10 protein-coding genes are annotated in these 14,399 nt (G+C 70.8%); 2 read left to right on the top strand and 8 right to left on the bottom strand.

The annotated features are described in order from the left end of the window. The first annotated feature begins 45 nt into the window (after positions 1-45). On the top strand, positions 46-678 hold the full coding sequence (locus SNA_RS31660; protein ID WP_030064029.1) for a Uma2 family endonuclease: 633 nt from the start codon (positions 46-48) through the stop codon (positions 676-678). 68 nt (positions 679-746) lie between these two features. On the opposite strand, the gene pruA is transcribed toward SNA_RS31660, so the two are convergent. Together pruA and SNA_RS31670 are read right to left on the bottom strand one after the other, a co-directional pair. Continuing rightward, complete coding sequence (gene pruA, locus SNA_RS31665; protein ID WP_030064028.1) at positions 747-2,378, bottom strand: L-glutamate gamma-semialdehyde dehydrogenase; 1,632 nt, start codon at positions 2,376-2,378, stop codon at positions 747-749. Positions 2,379-2,524: 146 nt separating this feature from the next. Continuing rightward, on the bottom strand, positions 2,525-3,451 hold the full coding sequence (locus SNA_RS31670; protein ID WP_030064027.1) for a proline dehydrogenase family protein: 927 nt from the start codon (positions 3,449-3,451) through the stop codon (positions 2,525-2,527). Positions 3,452-3,667: 216 nt separating this feature from the next. Here SNA_RS31670 and SNA_RS31675 point away from each other — a divergent pair, with 216 nt between their 5' ends. Continuing rightward, positions 3,668-4,945, top strand: coding sequence for a PucR family transcriptional regulator (locus SNA_RS31675; RefSeq protein WP_044367905.1), 1,278 nt, complete (start codon positions 3,668-3,670; stop codon positions 4,943-4,945). A 42-nt stretch (positions 4,946-4,987) separates the two neighbouring features. Here the strand turns inward: SNA_RS31675 and SNA_RS31680 are convergent, their stop codons facing one another. The 6 genes from SNA_RS31680 to SNA_RS31705 form a co-directional block, all read right to left on the bottom strand. Beyond that, positions 4,988-5,362, bottom strand: a complete 375-nt coding sequence (locus SNA_RS31680; protein WP_030064023.1) for a PRC-barrel domain-containing protein — start codon at positions 5,360-5,362, stop codon at positions 4,988-4,990. A 204-nt stretch (positions 5,363-5,566) separates the two neighbouring features. Beyond that, complete coding sequence (serA, locus tag SNA_RS31685; protein WP_030064022.1) at positions 5,567-7,168, bottom strand: phosphoglycerate dehydrogenase; 1,602 nt, start codon at positions 7,166-7,168, stop codon at positions 5,567-5,569. A 282-nt stretch (positions 7,169-7,450) separates the two neighbouring features. After that, positions 7,451-8,449, bottom strand: a complete 999-nt coding sequence (ilvC, locus tag SNA_RS31690; RefSeq protein WP_030064021.1) for a ketol-acid reductoisomerase — start codon at positions 8,447-8,449, stop codon at positions 7,451-7,453. Between the two features lie 117 nt (positions 8,450-8,566). After that, the gene (ilvN, locus tag SNA_RS31695; protein WP_030064020.1) at positions 8,567-9,091 is read right to left on the bottom strand and encodes an acetolactate synthase small subunit; all 525 of its coding nucleotides are present in this window, start codon (positions 9,089-9,091) and stop codon (positions 8,567-8,569) included. 41 nt (positions 9,092-9,132) lie between these two features. Further along, positions 9,133-11,016 (bottom strand): acetolactate synthase large subunit, encoded by a 1,884-nt coding sequence (locus SNA_RS31700; RefSeq protein WP_030064019.1) that lies wholly within the window; start codon positions 11,014-11,016, stop codon positions 9,133-9,135. Positions 11,017-11,234: 218 nt separating this feature from the next. Next, positions 11,235-14,153, bottom strand: a complete 2,919-nt coding sequence (locus tag SNA_RS31705; RefSeq protein ID WP_044367907.1) for a putative bifunctional diguanylate cyclase/phosphodiesterase — start codon at positions 14,151-14,153, stop codon at positions 11,235-11,237. Positions 14,154-14,399 lie beyond the last annotated feature (246 nt).

Genomic DNA, 14,399 nt, shown 5'->3' on the forward strand with positions numbered 1-14,399 from the left:
CCACGGGGCCGAGCCCGCCCACACTTAAGGAGGAGGTGCTGCACCATGACCGCTCTCGCATACGAGGCGCCGGAGGCCACGATGCCTGAATCTGACCGGGACGAGTATCTGTGGGAGACATGGAAAGCCATGGAACTCCCCGAGGGCCTTCACGCCGAGATCATCGAGGGGTCCATCGAGGTGTCGCCCACAGGTCGCTATGCGCGCGGCCAGATCGCCAACCTGCTGCGGGACAGGCTGGTGGTGTTCCTCGCCGACAGTGAGTACGTCGCGCGCCAGGACATGAACGTCGTCCACGAGCGCAAGATCTGGATCCCCGATCTTTTCATCACGCTCGAAGGTGCAGATGAGCACATGAACGACGACGGCATCGGAGTCAAGGCATCCGCCGTACCGCTCATCGTCGAGGTCGTCTCACCCGGTAACGACGACAAGCTGCGCGACCGTGTCCGCAAGCGCAGCGCCTACGCCCGCGCCGGCATCCCCGTCTACGTCATCATCGACGACTACGACGACCATGGCCACGTCACCGTGCTCACCTCCCCCTTGCCTGAAGTAGCTACCTACGGCGACTCGATGCGGCGGCCGTACGGCACCGACATCACCATCCCCGAAGGCCCCGCCAAGGGCTTCACCATCGGCGAGTCCATCACCGGCCTGCCCCGCCACGCCCGCTGACGCGAAAGCCGGTGGCCCGGCACCCCCGTGAGGTGCCGGGCCACCGGCCGCCATGGGCCTACGGGCCGTCAGCCCATGTGCGGGTAGCGGTAGTCCGTCGGCGGCACCAGCGTCTCCTTGATGGAGCGGGTGGACGTCCAGCGCATCAGGTTCTGCTTGGCGCCGGCCTTGTCGTTGGTGCCGGAGGCGCGGCCGCCGCCGAAGGGCTGCTGGCCGACGACGGCGCCGGTGGGCTTGTCGTTGATGTAGAAGTTGCCGGCCGCGAAGCGGAGCTTTTCGCAGGTGGCGGCGGCCGCGGCGCGGTCCTGGGCGATGACGCAGCCGGTCAGGCCGTAGGCCGAGGCGGACTCCATCTGCTCCAGCATGGCGTCGTAGTCGGCGTCGTCGTAGACGTAGACGCCCAGGATCGGGCCGAAGTACTCGTCCTTGAAGATCTCGTTCTCCGGGTCGGTGGAGACCAGGACCGTCGGGCGGACGAAGTAGCCCTCGGAGTCGTCGTAGGTGCCGCCGGCCACGACCTCGATGGTCGGGTCGGCCTGGGCCCGGTCGATCGCCGCCTTGTTCTTGGCGAACGAGCGGTCGTCGATGACGGCGCCCATGAAGTTCGCCAGGTCCGAGACGTCGCCCATGGTCAGGGAGTTGACCTCGGCGGCGAACTCCTCCTTGAAGCCCGCGTTCCACAGGGAGGCCGGGACGTAGGCGCGGGAGGCCGCGGAACACTTCTGGCCCTGGAACTCGAAGGCGCCACGGGTCATGGCGGTCTTGAGCACGGCGCGGTCGGCGCTCGGGTGGGCGACGATGAAGTCCTTGCCGCCGGTCTCGCCGACGAGGCGCGGGTAGGTCTTGTAGTTCTCGATGTGGGTGCCGACCGTTTTCCACAGGTACTGGAAGGTCCTGGTCGAACCGGTGAAGTGGATGCCCGCCAGGTCGGGGTGGGTCAGGGCCACCTCGGAGACGTCCTTGCCGTCACCGGTGACGAGGTTGATGACGCCCTTGGGGAGCCCGGCCTCCTCCAGCAGCTGCATGAGCAGGACCGCGGCGAAGGTCTGGGTCGGGGAGGGCTTCCACACCACGACGTTGCCCATCAGGGCGGGGGCGGTGGGGAGGTTGCCGGCGATCGCAGTGAAGTTGAAGGGCGTGATCGCGTAGACGAAGCCCTCCAGGGGGCGGTGGTCGGAGCGGTTCCACACGCCGGGAGAGTTGGTCATCGGCTGCTCGGCGAGGATCTGGCGCGCGAAGTGCACATTGAAGCGCCAGAAGTCGATCAGCTCGCAGGGGGTGTCGATCTCGGCCTGCTGGGCGGTCTTGGACTGACCCAGCATGGTGGCGGCGGCCATCGTCTCGCGCCAGGGGCCGGAGAGCAGATCGGCGGCCCGCAGGATGATCGCGGCGCGGTCGTCGAAGGACAGCGCACGCCATGCGGGGGCGGCGGCCAGCGCGGCGTCGACCGCGTCCTGGGCGTCCTGGACGGTGGCGTTGGCGTACGTGCCGAGCCGGGCGGAGTGGTTGTGCGGCTGGACGACGTCGAAGCGCTCGCCGCCACCCATCCGCCGCTCGCCGCCGATGGTCATGGGCAGCTCGATCGGGTTGTCGGCCAGCTCCTTGAGCTTGGCCTCCAGCCGCTGCCGCTCGGGGCTGCCGGGGGCGTAGGTGTGCACCGGCTCGTTCACCGGCACGGGGACCTGGGTCACAGCGTCCATGGCGGCCATGTCTCCTTCGCAGTCGTTCGCTGTAGTTCGCGGTCGTTCGCTGTAGCGATCGGCGGTTTCCGTACGGCGTCGTACGGGGGGTCTGTGGTGCGGCCCGGGGTTCCAGGATCCACCCGGACCGGACGTTTCGGGGCGGTTCAGCCGCGGGTCGCCAGGGACCGCAAGAAGAACGCCAGGTTCGCGGGGCGCTCGGCCAGACGGCGCATGAAGTAGCCGTACCAGTCGGTGCCGTAGGGGATGTAGACCCGCATGCGGTGGTCCTCGGCGACCAGCCGCTGCTGCTCGGCCTCGCGGATGCCGTAGAGCATCTGGAATTCGAAGTCGCCGGGCTTGCGGCCGTTGCGGAGCGCCAGCTCCTGGCCGATGGCGACCATCCGCGGGTCGTGCGAGCCGATCATGGGGTAGCCCTGGCCCGCCATCAGGATCTTCAGGCAGCGGACATACGCCTTGTCGACCTCGCGTTTGTCCTGGTAGGCGACGGTCGCGGGCTCCTTGTACGCGCCCTTGACCAGCCGCACCCGGGAGCCTTCCCCGGCGAGGGCGTGGCAGTCGTCCTCGGTGCGGAAGAGATAGGACTGCACCACGGCGCCCGTCTGGGGGAAGCGCTCACGCAGCTCGGCGAGGATGGCGAGGGTGGAGTCGACGGTGGTGTGGTCCTCCATGTCGAGGGTCACCGTCGTACCTGCCTCGGCGGCGGCTTCGACCACCGGAGTGATGTTCTTCAGCGCCAGCTCGTGGCCGCCGGGCAGGGCCTGGCCGAAGGCGGACAGCTTGACGGACATCTCGGCCTTGGTGCCGAGCCCCTGCTCCTTGAGGGCCTCGGCCAGCTGGAGGTAGGCGTCGCGGTTGCGCAGCGCCTCGGCCGGGTCGGTGATGTCCTCGCCGAGGAAGTCCAGGGTGACCTCCAGGCCGCGGGCGGCCAGCGACCGGACCACCGTCATGGACTCGGCCAGCCGCTCACCTGCGACGAAGCGGTCCACCACAGGGCGGGTGACCGGAGCGGCCGCGACGAGGCGGCGGATGCTGTCGCTGCGCGAGGCGGCGAGAAGCACGGGACCCAGCATGGGGCACCTCCACGTTCAGGATGACAAATGCCGGGGCGGACGCCTTGGCGGCAGCGCGCGGCAGCAACATGAGCCACCTGAAACTTAAGGATCGCGCCATCTTCCGGCCATCGACAGCTGTCACGCCTTCGTGGCCGGGATCTCAGACAGATGTATGAGAATGGGGGGTGAGTGGCAGCAGTGACGGCGGATGCGGTGAAAGGGGCCGGGCGGCGGATGCGGGGCGATTACCAGCAGCTCGTGGACGAGATCTCGGCGGCGCTCGGCGCACCGGCGACACTGGAGGACCGGGACTTCGGGCTGATCGCGTTCGGCGCGCACGAGGGCGAGGACGACGAGGTCATGGACCCGGTGCGGACCCGGTCGATCCTCCAGCGGCGGTCGTCGGCGGCCGTACGGACCTGGTTCGAGGCGTTCGGGATCACCCGCGCCACCACGCCGCTGCGCATTCCGCCGGACCCGGCGGCCGGTGTCTTCCGCGGCCGGATCTGTCTGCCGGTCCGCCATGGCGGGATCGTGCACGGCTACGTCTGGCTGCTGGACGACGGGCATCTGACGGATCTGGAGCTGGGCGGCCGGGGCAATCCCCCGGATCCGCGGATCGCCCAGGCCATGGAGACCGCCGCCCGGATCGGCGCCCTGCTGGCCGACGAGGCCCGCGCCGGGGCCGAACTGGGCGATCTGCTGCGGGAGTTGCTGACCTGCCCGGCCGATGAGCGGCGGGCCGCCGGGGCCGCGCTGCGCGAGGCGCTGCGCGAGACCCTGCGCTTCCCGCCGGGGTCGCCGCTGACGCTGGTGGCGGTGCTGCCGTGGGCGGCGACGGAGGCCGACGGGGCGCCGCTGCCGAGCCTGCCGGGGCTGCTGGCGGCGTGCACGCTCCCGGCGGACGGCGCCCTGGCGGGCCTGGTACGGCTGCGCTCACCGGGCGCGCTCACCCCGGCCCGTACGGTGGCCGAGCATCTGCTGCGCTCGCCGCGCGCCGGAGCCGGAGGGGCGGGCGGGGCCGGAGGGGCGGCCGGGGCCGGAGGGGCGGCCGGGGCCGGAGGAGCAGGCGGGGCCGCCGGGGGCCGTACGCGCGCGCCCCGCCCCCGCGCCGCCGGTATCGCCACCGGCACCGAGGAGCTGTCCGAACTCCCGGCCGCCTGGCGGCAGGCCCTGGCCGCGGCCCGCGCCGCCCGCGCCGAACCCCGGCTGGGCCCGGTCGGCCAGTGGGACGCCATCGGCGCCTACCGGCTGCTGACCGCGCTGCCCGCCCCCGGCCCGGACCCGGCCGTCGCGGCGCTGCTGGCCCCCGCGCACACCGAACTCGCCCGTACCGCCGAGGTGTTCCTGGACTGCGCGGGCCAGGCCGGGCGCGCCGCCCAAGCCCTGGGCATCCACCGGCAGACCCTCTACTACCGCCTGGGCCGGGTGGAGAAACTGACCGGCCTGGACCTGGACGAGGGCGAGGACCGGCTGCTGCTGCACATCGCGCTCAAGGCGGCGCGGCTGTGATCCCTACCGGTCCGCCGCTCTCCGTCACCCCTCCCCCGCCGGCTACGCGGCCGGCGGGTCCGGGGGCGGAGGCGGGACCGGCGGCGCCGGGTCAGGGGGCCGGACCAGGCCGTAGTGGCGGTAGAGGACCGCTTCCTCGGAGGGGTCGAGATGGCCGTTGGCGTCGATCCGCGGGGCGTGCTTGATGGTGTCCTTGGCGTACGGCACGTGCAGTTCGCCGCCGGTCCGCCGGGCCCCGGCCAGCGGGACGAAGGTCTCCTTCATGCCGAACAGCCCGGTGCGCACGGTGATCCACTCGGGGGCGTTGGTGGCGTCGTCACGGTAGACCTGCTGGACGGTGCCCACCTTGGAGCCCTGGCTGTCGACCACGGTCAGACCGGTCAGATGCTGCGGGGTCTCACCCAGCGGTGCGTTCATGGCGCCTCCTCTCCTTCCGCACGCGCCGCCGGGGGCACGCGCAGTTCCCATTGCGCGCCGCGAGGACTCCGGCAGCGAGTCAGGAGAGCCGCACTGCGCCATTCGAGTGAAAACGAAGGGGTCGGTGCATACGAATCGGTGCATACGAAGGGGCCGGGCCCGCCGCAGCGGAACCCGGCCCCTCGCCCGGCGTGGCCCGGTGGCTCAGCCGAGGTTGACCGCGCGCACGGACGTCGCGCCGATCTCCTGCCCGATCTCGGCGAGCACGGAGGCGGGGATGGTGTCGTCGACGGTCAGCGCGACCAGCGCCTCGCCGCCGACGGTCTCGCGGGAGACCTGCATGTTGCCGATGTTGATGCCCGCCTCGCCCAGGATCTTGCCGACCGTGCCGACGACGCCGGGGCGGTCGGTGTAGCGCAGGAACGCCATGTGGTCGGCGAGCGTGAGGTCTATGGCGTGCTCACCGACCGCCACGACCTTCTGGACGTTCTTGTGGCCGGAGAGGGTGCCGGAGATGGACACCTCGTCGCCGCCCGCGAGGGTGCCGCGCACGGTGACCACATTGCGGTGCTCGGGCGATTCGCTGCTGGTCGTCAGCCGCACCTCCACGCCGCGCTCCTGCGCGAACAGCGGGGCGTTGACGTACGAGACCGTCTCGTCCACGACGTCCTCGAACACGCCCTTGAGCGCGGAGAGTTCGAGCACCTTGACATCGTGCTGGGTGATCTCGCCGTACACCTCGACGTCGAGCCGCAGCGCGACCTCGCCGGCCAGCGCGGTGAAGATCCGGCCCAGCCGCTCGGCCAGCGGCAGCCCCGGCTTGACGTCCTCGGCGATCACGCCGCCCTGCACGTTGACCGCGTCCGGCACCAGCTCACCGGCGAGCGCCAGGCGCACCGACTTGGCGACCGCGATACCGGCCTTCTCCTGCGCCTCGCCCGTGGAGGCGCCCAGGTGCGGGGTGGCGACGACCTGGTCGTACTCGAACAGCGGGGAGTCGGTGCACGGCTCGACGGCGTAGACGTCCAGGCCGGCGCCCGCGACCCGGCCCTCCTTGAGGGCGCTGGCCAGCGCCGCCTCGTCGACGATCCCGCCGCGTGCGGCGTTGACGATCCGGACGGAGGGCTTGACCTTGTGCAGCGCGTCGTCGCCGATCAGGCCGACCGTCTCGGGAGTCTTGGGGAGGTGGACGGTGATGAAGTCGGAGACCTCCAGCAGCTCGTCCAGCGTCAGCAGCTTCACACCCATCTGCGCGGCGCGGGCCGGCTGGACGTAGGGGTCGTAGGCGACGACCTTCATGCCGAACGCCGACATCCGCTGGGCCACCAGCACGCCGATCCGGCCGAGGCCGACCACACCGAGCGTCTTCTCGCTGAGCTCGACGCCGGTGTACTTGCTGCGCTTCCACTCGCCGTTCTTCAGGGCGGTGTTGGCCTGGGGGATGTTGCGGGCCGTGGCGACCAGCAGACCGCAGGCGAGCTCGGCGGCGGTGACGATGTTGGAGGTCGGCGCGTTGACGACCATCACGCCGGCCTTGGTGGCGGCGGAGACATCGACGTTGTCCAGGCCCACACCGGCGCGGGCGACGACCTTCAGCTTCCGGGCGGCGGCGATCGCCTCGGCATCCACCTTCGTCGCGCTGCGCACGAGGATGGCGTCGACATCGGCGATGGCGGGCAGCAGCTCGGCGCGGTCCGCACCGTTGCAGTGGCGGATCTCGAAGTCCGGGCCGAGGGCGTCGACGGTGGCGGGCGACAGCTCTTCGGCGATGAGTACGACGGGTTTGCTGGCTGAGGCAGTGCTCACGTGGTCTTCAGTCCTCACTAGTCCTTCGCGGACGGCCGTCCCGACGGCCGAAGGCGGTGAAGGGGGAAAGCCGCGTGGAAGACGCACGACGTTGTGAGCCTGACGCGCTTATTGGGTTTGAGTGTAGTGGCGCGGGGGGATACGGCTCGCGCCGAAGCGTAAGGATCACCCGTGCGGGGTTCTACGCGGTGGACAATGCGGCGCCGCCGTCCTTGCGCAGGCGCCGCGCCGGGTACGGACGAAGGGGCCGCGGCCTTCGCCGCGACCCCTTGTCCGGTGGGCTCACGCCTGGTCGTCCACCCAGCTCATCAGCTTGCGCAGCTTCTTGCCGGTGGTCTCCAGCAGGTGGTCCTCGTCGGCCTTCTTGTACTCGTTGTACTTCGGCAGACCGGCCTCGTACTCCGCCATCCAGTTGTTGGCGAAGGTGCCGTCCTGGATCTCGGCGAGGACCTTCTTCATCTCGGCCTTGGTGACGTCGGTGATGATGCGGGGGCCGGTGATGTAGTCGCCCCACTCGGCGGTCTCGGAGACCGACCAGCGCATCTTCTCCAGGCCGCCCTCGTACATCAGGTCCACGATCAGCTTCAGCTCGTGGAGGCACTCGAAGTAGGCGATCTCCGGCTGGTAGCCCGCCTCGACCAGGGTCTCGAAGCCGGCCTTGACCAGGGCGGCGGTGCCGCCGCAGAGCACGGCCTGCTCGCCGAAGAGGTCGGTCTCGGTCTCCTCGGTGAAGGTGGTCTTGATGACGCCGGCGCGGGTACCGCCGATGCCCTTGGCGTACGACAGCGCCAGGTCGAAGGCGCCTCCGGTGGCGTCCTGCTCGACGGCCGCGATGCACGGCACGCCGCGGCCCTCCTCGTACTGGCGGCGCACCAGGTGGCCCGGGCCCTTGGGGGCGACCATGCAGACGTCGACGCCGGCCGGGGCCTTGATGAAGCCGTAACGGATGTTCAGACCGTGGCCGAAGAACAGCGCGTCGCCGTCCTTGAGGTGGTCCTTGATGGACTCCTCGTAGACCTTGGCCTGGATCGGGTCCGGCACCAGGATCATGATGACGTCGGCCTCTTCGGCCGCCTCGGCGGGCGTGACCACGCGCAGGCCCTGCTCCTCGGCCTTGGCCTTGGACTTGGAGCCCTCGTGCAGACCGACGCGCACGTCGACGCCCGAGTCGCGCAGGGACAGCGCATGGGCGTGGCCCTGGCTTCCGTATCCGATCACCGCGACCTTGCGGTTCTGGATGAGGGACAGGTCGGCGTCGTCGTCGTAGAACAGCTCGGCCACTTCGGGTATCTCCTTGGATCTAGCTGGTTGCCCACACAGTACGCGGGCGGGGTGGGGAAGGTTCGGGGGTCTCGCCATACGGTCCGGTCCGGTGTACGGACCGGCCGGACCGCGGTGTCAGGCCGTACGGTCCAGGGCGCGCAGCGAACGGTCCGTGATGGAGCGGGCGCCGCGGCCTATGGCGATGGTGCCGGACTGGACCAGTTCCTTGATGCCGAACGGTTCGAGCATCTTGAGCATCGCTTCCAGCTTGTCGCTGGATCCGGTGGCCTCGATGGTGACGGCCTCCGGGGAGACGTCCACGGTCTTGGCGCGGAAGAGCTGGACGATCTCGACGATCTGCGAGCGGGTCTCGTTGTCGGCGCGGACCTTGACCAGGACCAGTTCGCGCTGGACGGCGGTGCCCGGCTCCAGCTCGACGATCTTGAGGACGTTGACGAGCTTGTTGAGCTGCTTGGTGACCTGCTCCAGCGGCAGCGATTCGACGCTGACGACGATGGTGATGCGGGAGATGTCGGGGTGCTCGGTGACACCGACCGCGAGGGAGTCGATGTTGAAGCCGCGGCGGGAGAACAGGGCGGCGATCCGGGCGAGGATGCCGGGGGTGTTCTCCACCAGGACGGAGAGCGTGTGCTTGGACATTCGTCTTCTCTCTTCTTCCGTGCGTCCGTGTCGCGGCGGGCTCAGTCGTCTTCGCTGTCGCCGAAGTCCGGACGCACGCCCCGGGCGGCCATGACCTCGTCGTTGGAGGTGCCTGCGGCGACCATCGGCCACACCTGGGCGTCCTCGTGGACGATGAAGTCGATCACGACCGGGCGGTCGTTGATGGCATTGGCCTTGGCGATGACCGCGTCGAGTTCGTCCGCGCTCTCACAGCGCATCGCGACACAGCCCATCGCCTCGGACAGCTTGACGAAGTCCGGGACACGGGTGCCCGTCGAGGGCTGCTTGCCGGCCCCCGCGGCGGAGCCGCTGGTCGACTCAGCGGGGCCGGAGTGCAGCACGGTGTTGGAGTAGCGCTGGTTGTAGAAGAGGGTCTGCCACTGACGGACCATGCCCAGCGCGCCGTTGTTGATGATCGCGACCTTGATCGGGATGTTGTTCAGCGCGCAGGTGACCAGCTCCTGATTGGTCATCTGGAAGCAGCCGTCGCCGTCGATCGCCCAGACCGTACGGCCGGGCTGTCCGGCCTTGGCGCCCATCGCGGCGGGGACGGCGTAGCCCATCGTCCCGGCGCCGCCGGAGTTCAGCCAGGTGGCGGGCTGCTCGTAGTTGATGAAGTGGGCGGCCCACATCTGGTGCTGGCCGACGCCCGCGGCGTAGATGGTGTCGGCGGGGGCGAGCCTGCCGATCCGCTCGATGACCTGCTGCGGGGAGAGGGTGCCGTCCTCCGGCAGGTCGTAGCCGAGCGGGTAGGTCTCGCGCCAGCGGTTGAGGTCCTTCCACCAGGCGCTGTAGTCGCCCTTGTGCCCGGCCGCGTGCTCGGCCTGGACGGCGACGATCAGATCGGCGATGACCTCGCGGGCGTCGCCCACGATCGGCACGTCCGCGGCGCGGTTCTTGCCGATCTCGGCCGGGTCGATGTCGGCGTGGACGACCTTGGCGTACGGGGCGAAGGAGTCCAGCTTGCCGGTGACGCGGTCGTCGAAGCGGGCGCCGAGGGTGATCAGCAGGTCGGACTTCTGGAGGGCGGTGACGGCGGTGACCGCGCCGTGCATACCAGGCATGCCGACGTGCTGGGGGTGGCTGTCGGGGAAGGCGCCCAGCGCCATCAGGGTGGTGGTGACGGGCGCGCCGGTCAGCTCGGCGAGGACCTTCAGTTCGGCGGTGGCGCCGGCCTTGAGGACGCCGCCGCCGACGTAGAGCACCGGGCGCTTGGACTCGGCGATCAGCCGGGCGGCCTCGCGGATCTGCTTGGCGTGCGGCTTGGTCACCGGGCGGTAGCCGGGCAGCTCGGTGTGCGGCGGCCAGCTGAAGACGGTCTGCGCCTGCAGGGCGTCCTTGGCGATGTCGACCAGGACCGGGCCGGGGCGGCCGGTGGAGGCGATGTGGAACGCCTCGGCGATCGTGCGGGGGATGTCGGCGGGGTCGGTGACCAGGAAGTTGTGCTTGGTGATCGGCATGGTGATGCCGCAGATGTCCGCCTCCTGGAAGGCGTCCGTGCCGATCGCCTTGGAGGCGACCTGACCGGTGATCGCGACCAGCGGGACGGAGTCCATGTGGGCGTCGGCGATCGGGGTGACGAGGTTGGTCGCGCCCGGCCCCGAGGTCGCCATGCACACGCCGACCTTGCCGGTGGCCTGGGCGTATCCCGTGGCGGCGTGTCCGGCGCCCTGCTCGTGCCGGACCAGGATGTGCCGGACCTTCGAGGAGTCCATCATCGGGTCGTACGCAGGCAGGATCGCACCGCCGGGAATGCCGAACACGGTGTCGGCCCCGACCTCCTCAAGCGAACGGATGAGGGACTGCGCGCCCGTGACGTGCTCAACGGTGGCGGGCTGCTGCGGTCCGCCGGCGTTACGGGCCCGCGGCTGCGGATGGTGGGCCCCGGAGGCCTGCTCGGTCATCTGCGTCTCTTCTCGAAGCTGAGGGTTTTGACGGGATTTGGCGGGATTTGTGCGGTTGCGGTGCAACAAAAAACCCCCCGTGCCTAGTGGCAAGCGAGGGGAGCGCGTCGGAGCGGTTCGCCGGGCATCTTCGGGCCCTGGCTTCAGCCGACGCGCTGTCCAAGTACGAGAATTCGGGTGCGCATGGCACTGACCCTCCCCCTGTCGTGCACCGAGTGTCAAGTGGGTGGGACGGAGGTCTCACTATTTGAGCGCAATGGCGGATGCACGAGCGATTCCGGGGCCGCGGCGGCCCCCCGCCGCGCGGGCACCGCACTGCCGCTGAGCACCACCGCGCGGCCCTCCCCGGCCAGGTCGGGCACCGGGTAGGCGCCGCGGGCCAGCGCGCACCGCAGCCGGTGCTCGTCCAGCGGTCCGGAGAACGCCAGGCCCTGGCCGTGGGTGCAGCCCATGGAGTGCAGCGCCAGGACCTGTTCGGGCAGATCGACGCCGTCCGCGACGGACTGCATGCCCAGGTCGGCGGCGATCCGCAACAGGCCGGCGGTGATCTTGTGCAGCCGGGGGGACTCCACGACGCCGTCGATCATGCCGCGGTCCAGGCGCAGGACGTCGACGGGCAGGCGGCGCAGCGCCATCGCGGCGTATCCGCTGCCGAAGCCGTCCAGGGCGATCCGCACGCCCAGCCGGCGCAGGGCGACCAGGCGGCGCTCCAGTTCGTCCAGGGGGATGCGCGGGTCGCTGTCGGACAGTTCCAGCACCAGCGAACCGGGCGGCAGGCCGTGCCGGTCCAGCAGCGTCTCGACGGTCCTGGGCGGCATCGCGCGGTCCATCAGACGGCGGGCGGAGAGGCGGACGGCGACGGGGACCGGGTGGCCGGCGCGGTGCCGGGCCCCGGCCTGCTCCAGGGCCTCCTCCAGCTGCCAGCGGCTGAGCTCCGCGGCCCGGGCGCCGTCCTCGGTACGCCGGCCGCGGTCGCCGACCCGCAGGAATTCGTGGGGGGTGAACAGGATGCCCTCGGCGGAGCGCCAGCGGGCGTGGGCGGCGAGGGCGGTGACCTTGCCGCTGGAGAGCTCGACCACCGGCTGGTGCAGCAGCGTGAACTCGCCGTCGTGCAGGGCGGTGCGCAGTTTGCCGACGAGCTCGGCGCGCTGCACCACCTCGGCCTGCATCTGCGGGGCGTACATCTCCACCCGGCCCTTGCCGGCCTGTTTGGCGCGGTACATCGCCATATCGGCGTTGCGCAGCAGCGCGGACGGGGTGACGCCCGGGTCGGCGAAGGCGACGCCGATGCTGGCGGCGACGCGGACGTCGCGGCCGTCGATGCGGTACGGCTCGGAGAGTTTGATGCGCAGCCGGTCGGCGATCTCGTGGACGCGCAGTTCACGGGCGGTGTGGTCGCGGGTGCCGTCGCCGGTGATCAGCGCGGCGAACTCGTCGCCGCCGAGCCGCGCCGCTATGTCCCCCGAGCGCACCGATTCGCCCAGCCTGCGGGCGGCCTGCACCAGCAGTTCGTCGCCCGCCTGGTGGCCGATGGTGTCGTTGACCTGTTTGAAGCCGTCGAGGTCGATGTAGAGCACGGCGGTGTCGTGATCGCTGGCGCGGCGGCCGGTGACGGCCTGGCTGACCCGTTCGGTGAACAGCGCGCGGTTGGGCAGGTCGGTGAGGGCGTCGTGGGAGGCGTTGTGCTGGAGCTGGGCCTGGAGACGGACCCGTTCGGTGACGTCGCGGGAGTTGAAGATCAGGCCGCCGTGGTGGCGGTTGACGGTGGACTCGACGTTCAGCCAGCCGTCGCCGCCCACCCGCCGGTCCCCGGCCCGGAAGCGGCATTCGATACGGGTGGTGGGCTCCTTCTCGGGCGGGGCGGCGAGGAACCGGCGGACCTCGTGCACCACGCGCCCCAGGTCCTCGGGGTGGATCAGCGAGGCCAGTTCGGAGCCGACCAGCTCCTCGGCGTCGCGGCCGTAGACCCCGGCCGCTGCGGGGCTGACGTAGCGCAGGACGCCGGTCGGGGCGGCGATCATGATGACGTCGCTGGAGCCCTGCACCAGGGAGCGGAAGTGGTTCTCCTTCTGGGCCAGTTCCTGGGTGAGGGTGATGTTGTCGAGCAGCATGATGCCCTGGCGCACGACGAGCGCCAGGACGACCGTGCAGCCGGTGAAGAGCACCACCTTGTCGATCCGCCGCCCGTCCAGGACGTTGGTGAGGATGCCCAACGTGCAGACGGCGGCGGCCAGATACGGGGTCAGGGCGGCGAGCGAGCCGGCGATGGGGCGGCTGCCGGGCGGCTGGGGGCGGCGGGCGGTGCGCTGGAGGTCGTCGACGGCCGGCTCCCCGGGCGTACGGCGGGCGACCCAGGGCGCGTAGGCGAGCAGTATCGACCCGGCGAACCAGCCGGCGTCCAGGATCTGGCCGGAGCGGTAGTGGTCGCGCAGCAGCGGCGAGCTGAACAGGGCGTCGCACAGCACCGTGAGCGCCAGGGCGGCCACCGCGGTGTTGATGGCCGAGCGGTGCACCGAGGAGCGCCGGAAGTGCAGCACCAGCACCATGCTCACCAGCACGATGTCCAGCAGCGGATAGGCCAGCGAGAGCGCGCTCTGGGCGACGCTGGTGCCCTCGAAGCGGGTGGTGTGGGCGAGGGCGAGGCTCCAGGAGAGGGTGACCAGGGAGCCGGCGATCAGCCAGGCGTCCAGGCCCAGGCAGACCCAGCCGGCGCGGCTGACCGGTCTCTTGGCGAGCACCAGCAGGCCGACGATGGCCGGCGGGGCGAACAGCAGGAAGCAGAAGTCGGCGAGGGAGGGGCTGGGCACCTGGGCGCGCAGCACGACTTCGTACCAGCCCCATACGCCGTTGCCGAGGCCGGCCATCGCGGAGGAGGCGGCGAAGAGCATCCAGGCGGGGCGGAAGCGGCTGGTGCGGTGGCGGCGGGCGTACAGACCGCAGGAGACGGCGGCCACCAGGGCGGCGGCGCTGAGGCCGAAGTCGCCCATGAACAGCGCGATTTCGTGCGACCCCCAGCCCAGGGCCGCGCCGAGCGCGTAGCCGCCGCAGACCACGGCCAAGGCAACTTGCGGTACCACGCTCGGCGGGCCGCCGGCGGGGGCCGACGGCCGGGAGAGCACCGCCCCCGGGGCGCTCACCGCGGCCTCCTGCCGGCCCGTGCGCGGCGCCGCCGCGACCGGGGTGCCCGCAGATCGTGCAGTATCGCCTCGGGCGCTCGTGGATCGCGCGTGACGCGATTCATCCATCGACCGTGCATCGCCCGTCGCCCCCCTCGAGTTCCGGATCCTTCGCTCGCGCCGTTCAGTTGGGCGCTGTCCCCGATCCGGACGATACACCAGATCCGTCACTCAGGGACATAGGGTATCTACGGAGTGTGACTGGCC

Source organism: Streptomyces natalensis ATCC 27448 (assembly GCF_000935125.1).
Taxonomy (GTDB): Bacteria; Actinomycetota; Actinomycetes; order Streptomycetales; family Streptomycetaceae; genus Streptomyces; species Streptomyces natalensis.

Bases quoted from the DNA above. Each gene is read 5' to 3' on its own strand.
- SNA_RS31700 (WP_030064019.1), bottom strand. From the start codon at position 11,016: ATGACCGAGCAGGCCTCCGGGGCCCACCATCCGCAGCCGCGGGCCCGT.
- SNA_RS31660 (WP_030064029.1), top strand. From the start codon at position 46: ATGACCGCTCTCGCATACGAGGCGCCGGAGGCCACGATGCCTGAATCT.
- SNA_RS31680 (WP_030064023.1), bottom strand. From the start codon at position 5,362: ATGAACGCACCGCTGGGTGAGACCCCGCAGCATCTGACCGGTCTGACC.
- ilvN (WP_030064020.1), bottom strand. From the start codon at position 9,091: ATGTCCAAGCACACGCTCTCCGTCCTGGTGGAGAACACCCCCGGCATC.
- SNA_RS31670 (WP_030064027.1), bottom strand. From the start codon at position 3,451: ATGCTGGGTCCCGTGCTTCTCGCCGCCTCGCGCAGCGACAGCATCCGC.
- pruA (WP_030064028.1), bottom strand. From the start codon at position 2,378: ATGGACGCTGTGACCCAGGTCCCCGTGCCGGTGAACGAGCCGGTGCAC.
- SNA_RS31675 (WP_044367905.1), top strand. From the start codon at position 3,668: ATGCGGGGCGATTACCAGCAGCTCGTGGACGAGATCTCGGCGGCGCTC.